Source organism: Streptomyces koelreuteriae (genome assembly GCF_018604545.1).
In the GTDB taxonomy this organism is placed as follows: Bacteria; Actinomycetota; Actinomycetes; order Streptomycetales; family Streptomycetaceae; genus Streptomyces; species Streptomyces koelreuteriae.
On the sequence record NZ_CP075896.1, the window covers coordinates 7269580 to 7284951 of the forward strand.

Consider the following 15372-nt stretch of genomic DNA (forward strand, 5'->3'; position numbering starts at 1 on the left):
CCTGACCGGGGCGCGGCCCCGGTCAGGAGTAACGGCCCGTCAGAGGCGGCGCAGCTGGTGTCGCTTGCGCCAGGCCAGCACCACGCCCGCGAGCGCGGGTACGGCGATGCATGCCAGGGCGATCAGGAAGGCGGGGGAGGTCGGAGTGGAGGCGCGGGCGCCCGCGACGGCGTAGGCGGCGGTGTTCGGGATCGAGCCGAGGCCCGTCGCCAGCAGGAACGGGAGCAGGCCCATACGGGAGAAGGAGGCGCAGTAGTTCGAGGCCCAGAACGGCACACCGGGGAACAGCCGGATCGCCAGCATCGAGCGGAAACCGTGCCGGCTCAGCTGGCCGTCCGCGGCCTTCAGCCAGCGTCCGCGCAGCAGCGGCCGCAGGGCGTCCTGGCCCAGCGCCCGGCCCAGGCAGAAGGCGATGCCGGCGCCCAGCACCGTGCCCGCCAGGGCTGTGCCGGTGCCGAGCTGGGAACCGAACAGCGCACCCGCCGCGAGGTTCAGCAGCGGCCTCGGCACGAACGCCACGGTGCACACGCCGTACGCCACCGCGAACACCACCGCCGCCGCGGCTCCGCCGAGCTGGGGCGGCCAGCCCTCCGTCAGCAGCCGCTGCGGCTCGAACAGCAGCACCGCGCAGCCGGCCGCGGCGAGCAGGGTGACGAGCAGGGACAGCCGCGACCACGGGGAGAGCAGCACTCTCGTGCAGCGAGCGGCGAAACGGGTCGGTGCGGCGGGCGAGGCGGTCGTTGCCGGGGAAGCGGCGACGGCGAGCTCCGCGGTGCTGGCCCGGGGAGAGGCCGTGGCGGTGCCCCCAGAGCGGGTGGTGGCATCGAGCATCCGGCGACACTAACCGACATATGTGTGTGATCGCCGTATGGTTCGTCTCACCAGCGTCACAGACAGTTGAACGCTTGTCGGCGTGCGGCCCCCCGAAAACCATTCGACGTGCGGTGAAGCGTCGGCAAGGATCGGCGTCATGTTCCGGCAGACCTTCACCCTCGCAGCATCCGTGGTCACGGGTGCCCCGAAGGCTGCCGTCGTAGCTCTCACAGCCGTTGCAGACGGCGCCCGAAGCTGACCCTCTCCGGTTCGTCCGGTCGGACCCCGCAAGGGGAGGGTCGGGCAGGTCCTCGGGGTCCCACTTCATGACTAGACGCTTCGAGGTACAGCCATGTCCAAGACGGCCTACGTCCGCACGAAACCGCATCTCAACATCGGCACGATGGGTCATGTCGACCACGGCAAGACCACCCTGACCGCCGCCATCACCAAGGTCCTCGCCGACCGCGGCAGCGGCACGTTCGTGCCGTTCGACCGGATCGACCGGGCGCCCGAGGAGGCGGCGCGCGGCATCACCATCAACATCGCGCACGTGGAGTACGAGACCGACACACGGCACTACGCGCACGTCGACATGCCGGGCCATGCCGACTACGTCAAGAACATGGTCACCGGCGCCGCCCAGCTGGACGGGGCGATCCTCGTCGTCTCCGCGCTCGACGGGATCATGCCGCAGACCGCCGAACACGTCCTGCTCGCCCGGCAGGTGGGCGTCGACCACATCGTCGTCGCCCTCAACAAGGCCGACGCCGGTGACGAGGAGCTGACCGACCTGGTCGAGCTGGAGGTACGCGACCTGCTCACCGCGCACGGCTACGGCGGTGACTCCGTACCCGTCGTACGCGTCTCCGGTCTGAAGGCGCTGGAGGGCGACCCGCGCTGGACGGCGTCCGTCGAGGCGCTGCTCGATGCCGTCGACACGTATGTGCCGATGCCGGAGCGGTATCTGGACGCGCCGTTCCTGCTGTCCGTGGAGAACGTGCTGACCATCACCGGGCGGGGGACCGTGGTGACCGGCGCGGTGGAGCGGGGCACGGTGCGGGTCGGGGACCGGGTCGAGGTGCTCGGGGCGTCCGTCGAGACGGTGGTCACGGGCCTTGAGACCTTCGGCAGGCCGATGGAGGAGGCGCAGGCCGGGGACAGCGTGGCGTTGCTGCTGCGGGGGGTGGCGCGGGATGTCGTCCGGCGGGGGCATGTGGTCGCCGCGCCGGGGAGTGTCGTGCCCGGTCGTCGGTTCACCGCGCAGGTGTATGTGCTGTCCGCGCGTGAGGGTGGGCGTACGACCGCGGTGTCCAGTGGGTATCGACCGCAGTTCTATATCCGTACGGCGGATGTGGTGGGGGATGTCGACCTCGGTGAGGGGGGGGTCGCGCGGCCCGGTGACACGGTTGTCATGACGGTGGAGTTGGGGCGGGAGGTGCCGTTGGAGGCCGGGCTTGGCTTCGCCATTCGTGAGGGTGGCAGGACTGTGGGGGCGGGGACCGTGACCGTGGTGGGTTGAGGTGGTGGGGGACTGCCGGCTGGCTGTGGCTGGTCGCGCAGTTCCCCGCGCCCCCTGAAGGGGCGCCGTAGCCCAGGCACAATGAGATGGTGAACGAGTCCATCCCCGTAACCCTCGATGTCGATCACGGCACCGCCAAGCTCATGCCCGATGTCGACAGGGAAAGGGCCTGGTTGCTCACCGTCGACGGGGCGCCTCAGTCGTATGTCGATCTGGATGATCCGGCGCATCTGGAGTTCGAGTACACGCGGCGGCTCGGGCATGTGCTGGACGTCGTGGCGGAGCCGGGGCGGGTGCTGGACGTGGTGCATCTCGGGGGCGGGGCGCTCACGTTGCCCCGGTACGTGGAGGCGACGCGGCCCGGGTCCCGGCAGGAGGTCGTCGAGGCGGACAAGGGGCTGCTGGAGCTGGTGGCCGAGCATCTGCCGCTGCCGGAGGGCGCCCGGGTCACGCCGCACGCGGCGGACGCGCGGGAGTGGCTGGAGAAGGCCGCGGCGGACTCGGCCGATGTGATCGTCGCCGATGTGTTCGGCGGTTCGCGGGTGCCGGCGCATCTCACGTCCGTTCCCTACGTCCGTGAGGCCGCGCGGGTGCTGCGCGGCGACGGGGTCTATCTCGCCAACCTTCCCGACGCCGCGCCGTTCGCCTTTCTGCGGTCCCAGCTCGCCACTCTGGCCACGGAGTTCGAGGAGCTGGTGCTGATCGCCGAGCCGGGAGTGCTGCGGGGGCGGCGGTTCGGGAACGCGGTGCTCGCCGCCGGGCATCACGCCCTCGACATCGCCGCCCTGGCGCGGCTCACGGCCGCCGACGCCTTTCCGGCCCGGGTCGAACACGGCGCTTCTCTGCGGCGGTTCATCGGGGGAGCGCCGGCGGTGCGGGACGAGGACGCCGTGCCGTCACCCGAGCCCCCCGACGGGTCGTTCGGCATCGGCTGACGCGCGTTCGCTGCCGCTCTGGGCCACCGAGGTGGTCCTCCGTCGGAGGTCACGTACGTCCGGTACGCACAGCGCGGCGGCCGTGACCAGGACGACCAGGCCCGCGCAGCCCCACAACGCCGTCGTACGGCCGAACGCCTCCTCCGCCGGGCCCGCCCCGGCCGTGGCGAGCGGTGACAGCGCGACGGAGCCGAACCAGTCGTACGCCGAGACGCGGGAGAGCTTGTCCTCGGGGATCTCCTGGTGCAGTGCCGTCATCCAGGAGACGCCGAACACCTCGACGGTCGCGCCCGCGACGAACATCACCGCGAACAGGACCCCGACGGGGACCGGGACGGCGAGCGCGGCCGCGGGCAGGGCCAGCGGGAACACGCACAGGGTGCCCGCGAGGAGCAGGCGGCGGGGTTTCCAGCGGGTCATCAGCAGGGCACCGGCGACCGTGCCCGCCCCGAACGCCGCCAGGGCGAGACCCCAGGGGCCCGCGCCGCCGAGATGGTCGCGGGCGACGAGGGGGCCGTACACCGCTTCGGCGGCGGCCACCACGGCGTTGGCGATCGAGAACTGCAGGACGATGGCCCACAGCCAGGGCCGGCCGGCGAACTCCCGCCAGCCCTCCCGCAGATCGGCGAGCATCCCGCCGCCCGGTGCGCGCGGCGCGATGTGGCCGACGTCGAGGAAGGCGCGCAGCGCACCGGCGAGCGCGAAGGCCGCGGCGTCCGCCGCGAGCACCCAGCCGGGCCCGATCGCGGCGACCATGGCCCCGCCGAGCGCGGCACCGCCGAGGGCCGCGCCCTGCATCGCCATCCGGAACACCGCGAACGCGCGGCCCGCCTGCTCCCCGTCGACCGAGGACATCAGCATGCCCTCGGCGGCCGGGCCGAAGAAGGCCTGGCCGGTTCCGCCCAGGGCGGCGAGCAGCATCATCTGCCACAGCAGGGGCTGCCCGGTCAGCACGAGCGCGGCGAAGGCGGCCTGGGACAGGCAGTTCAGGGCGTTGGCCGCGACCATCACATGGTGCCGGGGCAGCCGGTCCGCGACGGCGCCGCCGATCAGCAGGAACAGCACCAGCGGGAGTGTCCGTGCCGCCGCGACCAGGCCGACGTCACCGCTGTCACCGCCCGTTTCGAGAACGGCGAACGCCGCCGCGACCAGGGCGCCGTGGCTGCCCAGATTGGTGACGACCGCGGCGGCGGTCAGCAGGGAGTAGTTGCGGCCCGCCCAGGCGGGGCGACGGGTGGTGGTGGGCACCCGGTGACTATCGGCGGGGCACGGTCGCCCTGCCAAGCGATTTACGCGGGCCTTGCGCGGTCACGCTCGCCCGGGCCGTCGCCGGTCACGCCCCCTGGGGGCCCTCCTTGGTGAGGCGCACGGTGCCGAGGATCTTCTGGACGGTCGCCTCGGCCAGCTCGCCCTTGACGCCCTTGGCGCCGTACAGGTTCCAGGTGACGAAGTCGCCCGCGCCGTTCTTGAAGGCGAAGGTGATCGCCTTGCCGTCGCTGTCGCACTTGCCGTTCTGCGGGGTGTTCTCCGAGTGCGCCGTGGCGACGCTGCCCTTGATGCCCGACTTGGTGGTGTACGGCTTGGGCTTGGTGAACTTCACGCTCTTCTTGTCCGGCTGGGTGTAGCCGCCGAAGATCCACCACGGCACACGGGTCTCGGCCGCCTCGTCCGTGGTCTTCGCGCCGTCCTCACCGCGCGTGCCGACGGTGGCCAGGGCGGTGTCCTCCTCGCGGCCGTCCTTGTCGGAGTCGCTGGTGCACCACTTGGACTTCAGATAGGCGGGGGCGGTGACGCTGGTGCGGTCCATCTCGCCGTCCTTCTTCTCCCACTCGAAGCCCACGCTCGTACCGGGAGTCTCGATCTCCCAGTCGGCGGGCACGTCGAACTGGGTGCCGAAGCGCGTGTTGGTGACGACCTTCCAGCCGGGGATGGTCGCCTTCTCCCCCTCGCCCCCGCGCGGGTTGCTCCCGGAAGCGGAGGCGCTCGGCTCGGTGGAGGGTTCCTTGGAGGCGGCCTTGACCGGCTTCTTGTCCTTCCCGCCGGCCGTGTCGTCCTTGTCGCCGCCCAGCACCAGGAAGCCGGTGACGCCGGCGGCCACCACCACCGCCGTGGCCGCGATGATCGCGACCAGCTTCGTCCGGTTGCCGCCGCCACCGCCCGGCGGCGGCTGGGGCGCGCCGGCCGGCGCCGGGGCGCCCCACTGCGGCTGCTGCCCGTAGGCGGGCTGCTGCTGATAGCCCGGCTGCTGGTACGGATTCGGCTGCTGGTACCCCGGCTGCTGGTACGGGTTGTTCGCTTGCGGGTTCTGCTCGCCCCCGGGCGGCTGCTGTCCTGGCCACATGGGCAGTCACCCTAGCCGCGCTCCGGACACGATTCGGTCACCGCCTGTGGACGGAGCCGTAGCAACACGGCGACGACGCGGTGCGAACCGGCGTACGGCGGACCGATGCGGCGGTCGTCACACGGCCTGGTCAAGGCCTGGTCAGTCGTCTCTACTCGTGAGTAACATGCGGGCATGAGCGCAGACCAGATGTCCATCGGCGAGATGCTCGCCGCCACGGTGCCCATGGCCCGGACCCTCAACCTCGAGTTCCTCGAGACCACGCCGGAGCGGGCGGTGGTGTCCCTGCCGGACCAGAGCGACTACCACAACCATGTGGGCGGCCCGCACGCCGGCGCGATGTTCACGCTCGGCGAGTCCGCGAGCGGGGCGATCGTGCTGGCCGCGTTCGGGGACCAGCTCTCGCGTGCCGTGCCGCTCGCCGTCAGTGCCGAGATCGCCTACAAGAAGCTGGCGATGGGCGCGGTCACGGCGACCGCGACCCTCGGCCGCCCGGCCGCCGAGGTCGTCGCGGAACTGGACGCGGGCGGGCGTCCCGAGTTCCCGGTGGCCATCGCCATCCAGCGGGCCGATGGCGCCGTGACCGGTGAGATGACGGTCGTCTGGACGCTGCGTCCCAACGGCTGAGCCCGCCCTCGCGTGACTGAGGCCCCGGCCGAGGGGAGAGTTGAACCCCGGGCCGGGGCCCTCGCGTTGCCTCAGGCGGCGATGTGCCGTGCGGGGGCGGGGACGGTGGGCGCGGGGACGGTGGGGGCGCCGTCCAGCTCCGCGACGAACCCCTTGAGCCACGTCACGAACTCCGGCCCCAGGTCGGGCCGGTCGCAGGCCAGCCGGACCACCGTGCGCAGATAGTCGGCCTTGTCCCCGGTGTCGTAGCGCGGGCCCTTGAAGACGACTCCGTGCACCGTGCCGCCCGCGGCCAGCTCCTGGAGGGCGTCGGTGAGCTGGATCTCGCCGCCCCGGCCCGGCGGGGTGCGCTCCAGGACACCGAAGACGGCCGGGTCGAGGACGTAGCGCCCGATGACGGCGTAGCGGCTCGGCGCGTCCTGCCGGGCCGGCTTCTCCACCAGGCCGGTGACACGGACGACGTCCTCCTCGCCGGCCGGTTCGACGGCGGCGCAGCCGTAGAGGTGGATCTGCTCCAGCGGGACCTCCATCAGGGCGACCACGCTGCCGAGCCGGCGGTCGCGGACGTCGAGCATCCGGCTGAGCAGGGTCTCGCGCGGGTCGATCAGGTCGTCGCCGAGGAGGACCGCGAAGGGCTGGTCGCCGACATGGCGGCGGGCGCAGAGCACGGCGTGGCCGAGGCCGAGCGGGTCGCCCTGCCGGATGTGGTGGATGCTCGCCAGCAGGGCGGGGTCGCGCACCGCGTCCAGCCGTACGGTGTCGCCCTTGGCGGCGAGGGTCTGCTCCAGTTCGAAGGCGTGGTCGAAGTGGTCCTCGATGGCCCGCTTGTGCCGGCCGGTGACCATCAGGACGTCGTCGAGTCCCGCCGCTGCCGCCTCCTCGACGACGTACTGGATGGCCGGCTTGTCGACGACCGGCAGCATCTCCTTGGGCGTCGCCTTCGTGGCGGGCAGGAAGCGGGTGCCGAGGCCGGCGGCGGGGACGACCGCCTTGCGGACGGTGCGGGCGGTGCCGGTGGTTCGGGCGGGGGTGACCGGCGTGGAAGCGTGGGGGTCGATCATGCGGCCCATGCTGACCCGCGGAGATGAGAGCGGGCCGAGAGTCGCATGGGAGTCCGCTGTGGAGTTGGAGATTTCGTGGACCAACCGCCTTTGTGTGCACACAACTTGAGGCCTTGAGCGGCGCGGATTTCGAATGCCGGTACGGATACCGCCGGTAACATATCTGAATTGCCGGCGTTTTGAACTCGGGTCATCCGAACGCCTTGTTACCTGTGAGTCGCATGTGCGAAGGTGAGCCGCCTCACACCCGAGTCCGCAGCTCACGCGGCCAGGTATGCACCAATCACGCCCCTGCTTTCCGACGGACGCGCAATTCGCATGCCGTCTGCGGCTGGAAGGAAATGGTTCCGTGCAATCCCCGTACCCCCCACGCCCGCCGTACCCGCCGCGACCCGGAGCGGGGCCGGCGGAGTCCGACCGCAATCTTCTCGCCCGGGTCGGCGAACCCGGTGAAGGCCCGCGCGCCGTCGCGCTGTTGCTCTCGCGGCACTGGCGGGCCGTCCATGAGTACGCCGTGATCTGTCTGGCGTCCTCGGCGGACTCGGCGTCGATGGCGGCCGCGGCCGCTTTCCGCCGGGAGCTCGCCGGACCGGGCGTCGGCGCACTGCGACCCCGGCTGCTCGCGGCCGTGCGGGACCTGGTCGGGGAGTGGGCCGCCGACGACGGCATTTCCGTCGTACTGCCGGAACTCCGCAAACCCGTCGGCGCCCGAGGGCTGCGCGCCGCCCGGTCCACGACAGCCGAAAGGCGGCGCCTGGCGGAACGCGCGTTCCGGTCTCTTCCCGCGGCTTCCCAATGCCTGCTCTGGCACACGGAGGTCGAGGCCGAGCCCATATCCGTACCGGCCGGTCTGCTGGGGGTCGACCCCCGCACCGCGTCGGCCGCTCTGGAACAGGCGCGCGAGCAATTCCGGACGGGGTGCGTACGGGCGCACCGGGAACTCGCGCCGACACAGGAATGCCGGTACTACAACCGCTTGCTGGACGTTCCCATGCGCCGCGGCGGGGCTCTGCTGCCGGATGTGCAACGGCATTTGATGGCCTGCCGCTACTGCCGGCACGCCGCCGAGCAACTCAGCCATTTCGAGGGCGGTCTGGAGGATCTGCTCGTCGAGACCGTGCTCGGCTGGGGCGCCCGCCGCTACCTCGCATCACGGCCGGGCCGGGACGGAGGCCCCAGCGCCCTTCCGGCATCCCCGGCCGGTGGCCGGCACCGCTCGCGGGCCCACGCCCTGCCGGCGGGCGGCCGGCTCGGGACCCCGAGGAAACACACGAAGGCGCTGGCCGCCGCGGTCGGGCTGACCTCCCTCGTGCTGCTCGCGACCCTGCTCGCGGCCCGGGGCTGGTCGGAGGAGGGCGGTACCGCCGGCCCCGAGGTCACCTGGGGAGCGGTCAGCGGTCATTCGGTCGACGCGGGCGGCGCGGGGGCGTCGTCCCGGGAGTCGTCCTCGGCCGACGGCGCTCCGTCGGCCGCGTCCGCGGGCAACCCCGCCGAAGTGGCCCGCGGGCGGCTGCGCAACCTCGACGCCGGGCTGTGCCTCGACGTCCGGGGCGGCCGGCTCCGGAGCGACGCCCGTGTCCTGCTGACCGCCTGCTCCGACGGGTCCCCGCTGTGGTCGTACCGGGACGACGGCCTGCTGACCAGCGCCGCCGACCCGACGCTCTGCCTCGGCTCCGACACCGCCGAGCGGTCGGTCGGCCTGGCCGGATGTCTCGTGCACGCCGGGGTCGTGCGCTACGACCTGACCGTGCGCGGCGAACTCCTGCCGCGCGGCGGCAAGGGACTGGCCGTCGCCCCCGGAAAGAACCGGCATGTGATCGTCACCGGGCGCGACGGATCCGAGGCGCAACGCTGGGCGCTGGAACCGGCGGTCTCCCGCGAGGAGGCGGGGGAGTCGCGGAAGGAGCGGTCCGAGGACTCCCGGGCCGTACCGCGGGAGAACGGCCAAGAGAAGCGGGAGAACGGCCAGGAGAAGAAGGGGCCCTACGCCGATGCCCCCTCGGCACACCCGCCCGAGTCCCCGCGGGCCAAGTCCGAGCAGCAGCCACCGCCGGACCGCTACGAGCCACGGATCGCCCAGGTGGGCTGCTGCGACGAGCCCGACCCGCGTGCGGCGCCCGGCTCCGAGGTGGTCGGGCGGGTGACCGCCGACGTGGCAAGGACCGCGCTGACCTTGCACGCCGCGACGCTTCCGTAGCGCCCGGGGCATCTGGTGGGTGACCCGTCGGCAGGCCGCGGGTCACCCGGCGGGGTGACCCCGGCCCCGGTACGAGAGGTGAGTTCACCCGACCTGACCGGGTGTCCGGCGAAAGGTGACGGCGAGGCGGGCGCATAGTGCGTTCATGACCGACTCCGTCTCCCGTTTCCCCCGGCGGTCCGCCCTTCGTCTGCTCGGCGGGGCGGTCGCCGTGGTCGCGGCGGCCACCGGCGGGTTCGCCCCGGCTTCCCGTGCGCACGCGCGGGAGGGACGCGGCCGGAGCGCCGACGCCCGGGTCGAGGAGCTGCTCGCCCGGCTCACCCTCGACGAGAAGATCTCCCTGCTGCACGGCGCCACCGACCCGCGCCCGCTCGGCCAGGCGGGCTACGTCCCCGGAGTGGCACGGCTCGGCATCCCGCCCCTGCGTCTCGCCGACGGCCCGGCCGGTGTCCGTGTCACCCGGCACGCCACCGCCCTGCCCGCCCCCGTCCTGCTGGCCTCCGCCTTCGACCCCGACCTGGCCAGGCGCTACGGCCAGGTCATCGGACGGGAGGGGCGTGCCCTCGGCCAGGACGTGCTGCTGTCCCCGATGGTCAACCTCATCCGCACCCCGTACGCGGGCCGCAATTTCGAGACCTTCAGCGAGGACCCGCTGCTCTCCGCGCATCTGGTCGCCGCCGAGATCGAGGGCATCCAGGGTGAGGGACTCATCGCGACCGTCAAGCACTTCGCGCTCAACAACCAGGAGCGCGACCGCACCTCGGTGGATGTGCGCGTCGACGAACGGACCCTGCACGAGACCGAGCTGCGCGGCTTCGAAGCGGCCGTCAAGGCCGGCACGGGCGCGGTGATGGGCGCGTACAACAAGGTCAACGGCACCTTCGCCTGCGAGAACGAGGAGCTGCTCACCGGCGTCCTGCGCGAGCGGTGGGGATTCACCGGCTGGGTGATGACCGACTGGTCCGCCGCGCACAGCACCCGCGAGGCCCTCATGGCGGGCCTCGACATGGAGATGCCCGACGGCACCCACTTCGGCACGCCGCTCACCTCGGCCGTGCGCGACGGCGGCGTGCCCGAACGCCACGTCGACCGGGCCGTACGCCGCGTCCTGACCGTCATGGACCGTTTCGGACTGCTCGGCGACACCGTCCCGCGCCGCCCCGACCGCGACGCGAAGGCGGGCGCGGCCGTCGCACGCGAGGTCGCCGAGGCGGGCGCCACCCTGCTGCGCAACGCCCACGGCACCCTGCCCCTGACCGCCGGCGGGAGCATCGCGGTGATCGGGCCGACCGGCGCCCGGCCCCTGGTCAGCGGCGGCGGCAGCGCCCATGTCGTGCCCGAGCACGCCGACAGCCCCCTCGACGGCATCCGGACGCGCGCCGCACGGGTGACCTACGCCCTCGGCGAGGACGCCTTCGGCAAGCCCCTCCCGCCCAGCGCGCTCGACCCCGCCTTCGACACCGAGGGCCGGCGCGTCGACGCCGGCCGCACCTGGACGTACGACGGCACCCTCACGGTGACCGAAGCCGAGGCCGGAGACGACTGGACGTTCGTCCTCCACTACTCCGGCACGCCCCCGCTCCGCCCGAAGGTCCTCCTCGACGGAGAGGAACTGTTCCCCCTGGTGCCCGGCTGGGACGAGTACTTCATGGGCGGCCTGCTCACCCACGCGGCCGACGGCCTGTCCGTCCGCCGCAGGACCCTGAAACCGGCCAAGGGAACGCACCGGCTGAAGATCACCGCACCGGGCGGAGACACCGGCCAGCTGTTCCGGCTGCGCCGCGTCACCGCCGCGACCCGGGCCGAGGATGTCGCGGAGGCCGTACGAGCCGCCCGCTCCGCCCGGGACGTCGTCCTGTTCGCCTACGAGGACGCCATCGAGGGCCAGGACCGTACGACCATCGCCCTGCCCGGCAACCAGGAACGGCTCATCGAGGCCGTGACGGCGGCCAACCCGCGCACCACCGTCGTCCTCAACACCTCCTCCGCCACGTCGATGCCGTGGCTGGAACGCACCGGCGCCGTGCTCCAGATGTACTACCCGGGCCAGGAAGGCGCGGCCGCCACCGCCGCCGTCCTCTTCGGGGAGCGCGATCCCGGCGGCCGCCTCACCCAGAGCTTCCCCGCCGACGACGACCACCATCCCGTCGCCGGGGACCCCCGCCGCTACCCCGGCGTGAACGGCACCGAGCACTACACGGAGGGCGTCCACGTCGGCCACCGCTGGTACGACGCCGAGGACGTGGCGCCGCTGTTCCCCTTCGGCCACGGACTGTCGTACACGACCTTCGCCTACACGGATCCGGACGCGCGCTGGACCGCCGACGGACTCGATGTCGCCTTCACCGTCCGCAACACCGGCCCGCGTGACGGTGTCGCCGTGCCGCAGGTGTATGCGGGACCGGCCCCGGACCTCCGGCTCGACCAGCCGGTCCGCGTCCTGGCCGGGTACCGCAGGCTCTCCCTGCGGGCGGGGGAAAAGCGGCGCGTGACCGTACGCGTCGAGCCGCGCGCCCTCTCCTCCTGGGACCCGAAGATGCACGACTGGGTGCTCGGCACCGGCCGGCGCATCCTCTGGATCGGGGCGTCGTCACGGGATCGGCGGCTGCGCACGAGCGTACGGGTGGGCGGCTGAAACACGACGGGTGCCGAACGGCCCCCGCCGCATGGCCGACGGGCGCCTGGCATCGAACCGGAACAAACTGGTACTCCTCCTGAGGCCGTCGCAGAAACCCCAGGGAGTCACTCATGCCCGAGGCCCCGCGCCAGGACAGCAGGACCGCACCGACCGACGAGGAGCTGCGCAGGCTGGACGCCCACTGGCGGGCCGCCAACTACCTGGCGGCCGGTCAGATCTATCTGCTGGCGAACCCCCTGCTCACCGAGCCGCTCAAGCCCGAGCACATCAAGCCGCGACTGCTGGGGCACTGGGGCACCTCACCCGGGCTCAACCTCGTCCACACCCACCTCAACCGCGTGATCAAGAACCGTGAGCTGGACGCCCTGTGCGTCTGGGGTCCGGGCCACGGCGGGCCCTCGGTCCTGGCCAACTCCTGGCTGGAGGGCAGCTACACCGAGAAGTACCCGGACGCGACCCGGGACGCGCCGGGCATGGAGCTGCTGATGCGGCAGTTCTCGTTCCCCGGCGGCGTGCCCAGCCATGTCGCCCCGGAGGTCCCCGGCTCGATCCACGAGGGCGGCGAACTCGGCTACTCCCTCGCCCACGCCTACGGCGCCGCCCTCGACAACCCGGGCCTGCTGGTCGCCTGCGTGATCGGCGACGGCGAGGCGGAGACCGGCCCGCTCGCCGGGTCCTGGCACGCCAACAAGTTCCTCGACCCCGTCCACGACGGCGCCGTCCTGCCGGTCCTCCACCTCAACGGCTACAAGATCGCCAACCCGACCGTGCTCTCCCGCCTCCCGGAGGAGGAACTCGACTCGCTCCTGCGCGGCTACGGCCACGAGCCCATCCATGTCGGCGGCGACGACCCGGCCGCCGTCCACCGTGCGATGGCCCACGCCCTGGACACCGCCCTCGACCGCATCGCCGACGCACAGCGCGCCGCCCGCGAGGAGGGCGCGACCGAACGCCCGCGGTGGCCGGTGATCGTGCTGCGCACCCCGAAGGGCTGGACCGGCCCGGCCGAGGTCGACGGCGAGCCGGTCGAGGGCACCTGGCGCTCCCACCAGGTCCCGTTGTCCGGCGTCCGCGACAACCCGGAACACCTGCGGCAGCTGGAGGACTGGCTGCGCTCGTACCGGCCCGAGGAACTGTTCGACGCCGACGGCCGCCCGGTCGCGGACGTCCTCGACTGCGTCCCCGAGGGCACCCGGCGGCTCGGCGCCACCCCGCACGCCAACGGCGGACTGCTGCTCCGCGATCTGCCGGTCCCGTCCCTGGACGACTTCGCCGTCCCGGTCGACAAGCCCGGCACGACCACGCACGAGCCCACCCGGGTCCTGGGCGACCTCCTCGCCCGGATCATGCGGGACACCGCCGACCGCCGCGACTTCCGCCTGGTCGGCCCGGACGAGACCGCCTCCAACCGGCTCCAGGCCGTCTTCGAGGCCAGCGGCAAGGCCTGGCAGGCCGGGACGCTGCCCGTCGACGAGGACCTCGACCGGCACGGCCGGGTGATGGAGATCCTCTCCGAACACCTCTGCCAGGGCTGGCTGGAGGGCTATCTGCTCACCGGCCGGCACGGGCTGTTCTCCTGCTACGAGGCGTTCGTGCACATCGTCGACTCGATGGTCAACCAGCACATCAAATGGCTGCGCACCTCCCGGCGACTGCCGTGGCGCGCCCCCATCGCCTCCCTCAACTACCTGCTGACCTCACATGTGTGGCGGCAGGACCACAACGGCTTCTCCCACCAGGACCCCGGCTTCGTCGACCACATCCTCAACAAGAGCCCCGAGGCCGTCCGGGTCTACCTCCCGCCGGACGCCAACACCCTGCTGTCCGTCGCGGACCACGTCCTGCGCAGCCGCGACTACGTCAATGTCGTCGTGGCCGGCAAGCAGCCCTGCTTCGACTGGCTGTCCATGGACGAGGCCCGGGTCCACTGCGCCCGCGGCGCCGGCGCCTGGGAATGGGCGGGCACCGAGGACGGCTCCCGGGAACCCGACGTGGTGCTGGCGTGTGCCGGTGACGTCCCCACCCAGGAGGTCCTGGCCGCCGCGCACCTGCTCCGCCGGCACCTGCCCGACCTGGCGGTCCGCGTGGTGAACGTCGTCGACCTGGCCCGGCTGCTGCCCCGCGAGGAGCATCCGCACGGCATGAGCGACTTCGAGTACGACGGTCTCTTCACCACCGACAAGCCGGTGATCTTCGCGTACCACGGCTATCCGTGGCTGATCCACCGCCTCGCCTACCGCCGCGCCGGGCATCCGCAGCTGCACGTGCGCGGCTACAAGGAGTCCGGCACCACGACCACGCCCTTCGACATGGTCGTCCGCAACGACCTGGACCGCTACCGCCTGGTGATGGATGTCATCGACCGCGTCCCGGGCCTCGCGGTGCGCGCCACGGCCGTACGCCAGCGCATGGCCGACGCCCGTACCCGCCATCACGACTGGATCCGCGAGCACGGCACCGACCTGCCGGAAGTCGCCGAGTGGACGTGGAACGCGTGAGTCGCGGGGCACGTCCTGCAACCCGGTAGGCTTCCCGTGCCCGCAGGGAAGCTCAGGGAAAGGAACCCGCGTTGCACGTCCAGGAGTGGCTCGAAACCGTACCCGCCGTCGCCGTATACGCACTGGTGGGAGTGGTCATCGGCCTGGAAAGCCTGGGCATCCCGCTGCCGGGCGAGATCATCCTGGTCTCCTCCGCGCTGCTCGCCTCCCAGCACGGCGACATCGACCCCGTCGTCCTCGGCGCCTGCGCCACGGCCGGCGCGATCATCGGCGACTCGATCGGTTACGCCATCGGCCGCAAGGGCGGTCGGCCCCTGCTGGCCTGGCTGGGCAAGAAGTTCCCCCGGCACTTCAGCGAGGGCCACATCGCCACCGCCGAGCGCTCCTTCGAGAAGTGGGGCATGTGGGCGGTCTTCTTCGGCCGCTTCGTCGCCCTCCTGCGCATCTTCGCGGGCCCGCTGGCCGGTGTGCTCCGGATGCCGTACTGGAAGTTCCTCATCGCCAACGTCCTCGGCGGCATCGTCTGGGCCGGCGGCACGACGGCCGTCATCTACTACGTGGGCATCGTCGCCGAGTCCTGGCTGAAGCGCTTCTCGTGGCTGGGCCTGGTGGCGGCGGTCCTGGTCGGTGTCACGTCCATGCTGGTGCTCAAGCGCAAGGCGAAGAAGGCAGCACCGGCAGTCGCCGCCGGGGAGTAGCGCGCTCGGGGACGCGGGGAACTGCGCGACAAGCCACCACGG

The 15372-nt window shown here is 72.4% G+C and carries 11 protein-coding genes; 7 read left to right on the forward strand and 4 right to left on the reverse strand.

Annotated elements, in window-relative coordinates:
* Nucleotides 1-39: 39 nt before the first annotated feature.
* Nucleotides 40-831, reverse strand: a complete 792-nt coding sequence (locus KJK29_RS32800; protein WP_215122778.1) for a TVP38/TMEM64 family protein — start codon at nucleotides 829-831, stop codon at nucleotides 40-42.
* 334 nt (nucleotides 832-1165) lie between these two features.
* Here KJK29_RS32800 and tuf point away from each other — a divergent pair, with 334 nt between their 5' ends.
* The gene (gene tuf, locus KJK29_RS32805; protein ID WP_215122779.1) at nucleotides 1166-2335 is read left to right on the forward strand and encodes an elongation factor Tu; all 1170 of its coding nucleotides are present in this window, start codon (nucleotides 1166-1168) and stop codon (nucleotides 2333-2335) included.
* Nucleotides 2336-2424: 89 nt separating this feature from the next.
* Nucleotides 2425-3270, forward strand: coding sequence for a spermidine synthase (locus KJK29_RS32810; RefSeq protein WP_215122780.1), 846 nt, complete (start codon nucleotides 2425-2427; stop codon nucleotides 3268-3270).
* On the opposite strand, the gene KJK29_RS32815 is transcribed toward KJK29_RS32810, so the two are convergent.
* Entirely contained in the window at nucleotides 3232-4518 is a 1287-nt protein-coding gene (locus tag KJK29_RS32815; RefSeq protein WP_215122781.1) for an MFS transporter, read from the reverse strand. The two genes, KJK29_RS32810 and KJK29_RS32815, sit on opposite strands and share 39 nt — an antisense overlap.
* An 85-nt stretch (nucleotides 4519-4603) precedes the next feature.
* Entirely contained in the window at nucleotides 4604-5611 is a 1008-nt protein-coding gene (locus tag KJK29_RS32820) for a hypothetical protein (RefSeq protein WP_215122782.1), read from the reverse strand.
* Nucleotides 5612-5785: 174 nt separating this feature from the next.
* On the opposite strand from KJK29_RS32820, the gene KJK29_RS32825 reads away from it, so the two are divergent.
* Nucleotides 5786-6238 (forward strand): DUF4442 domain-containing protein, encoded by a 453-nt coding sequence (locus KJK29_RS32825; RefSeq protein WP_189724504.1) that lies wholly within the window; start codon nucleotides 5786-5788, stop codon nucleotides 6236-6238.
* 71 nt (nucleotides 6239-6309) lie between these two features.
* Here KJK29_RS32825 and galU read toward each other — a convergent pair whose 3' ends face one another.
* Nucleotides 6310-7299: a UTP--glucose-1-phosphate uridylyltransferase GalU gene (gene galU / locus KJK29_RS32830; protein ID WP_215122783.1), complete on the reverse strand. Its 990-nt coding sequence runs from the start codon at nucleotides 7297-7299 to the stop codon at nucleotides 6310-6312.
* A 349-nt stretch (nucleotides 7300-7648) separates the two neighbouring features.
* Here galU and KJK29_RS32835 point away from each other — a divergent pair, with 349 nt between their 5' ends.
* The 4 genes from KJK29_RS32835 to KJK29_RS32850 all read left to right on the forward strand — a co-directional run bounded on the left by KJK29_RS32835 (nucleotide 7649) and on the right by KJK29_RS32850 (nucleotide 15330).
* Nucleotides 7649-9496, forward strand: coding sequence for an RICIN domain-containing protein (locus tag KJK29_RS32835; protein ID WP_251057990.1), 1848 nt, complete (start codon nucleotides 7649-7651; stop codon nucleotides 9494-9496).
* Nucleotides 9497-9641: 145 nt separating this feature from the next.
* Nucleotides 9642-12131, forward strand: a complete 2490-nt coding sequence (locus tag KJK29_RS32840) for a beta-glucosidase family protein (RefSeq protein WP_215122785.1) — start codon at nucleotides 9642-9644, stop codon at nucleotides 12129-12131.
* A 113-nt stretch (nucleotides 12132-12244) separates the two neighbouring features.
* Nucleotides 12245-14632: a phosphoketolase family protein gene (locus KJK29_RS32845; protein WP_215122786.1), complete on the forward strand. Its 2388-nt coding sequence runs from the start codon at nucleotides 12245-12247 to the stop codon at nucleotides 14630-14632.
* Nucleotides 14633-14703: 71 nt separating this feature from the next.
* Nucleotides 14704-15330 carry a DedA family protein gene (locus KJK29_RS32850; protein ID WP_215122787.1) on the forward strand — a complete coding sequence of 209 codons (627 nt, stop codon included), beginning with the start codon at nucleotides 14704-14706 and terminating at the stop codon, nucleotides 15328-15330.
* Nucleotides 15331-15372 lie beyond the last annotated feature (42 nt).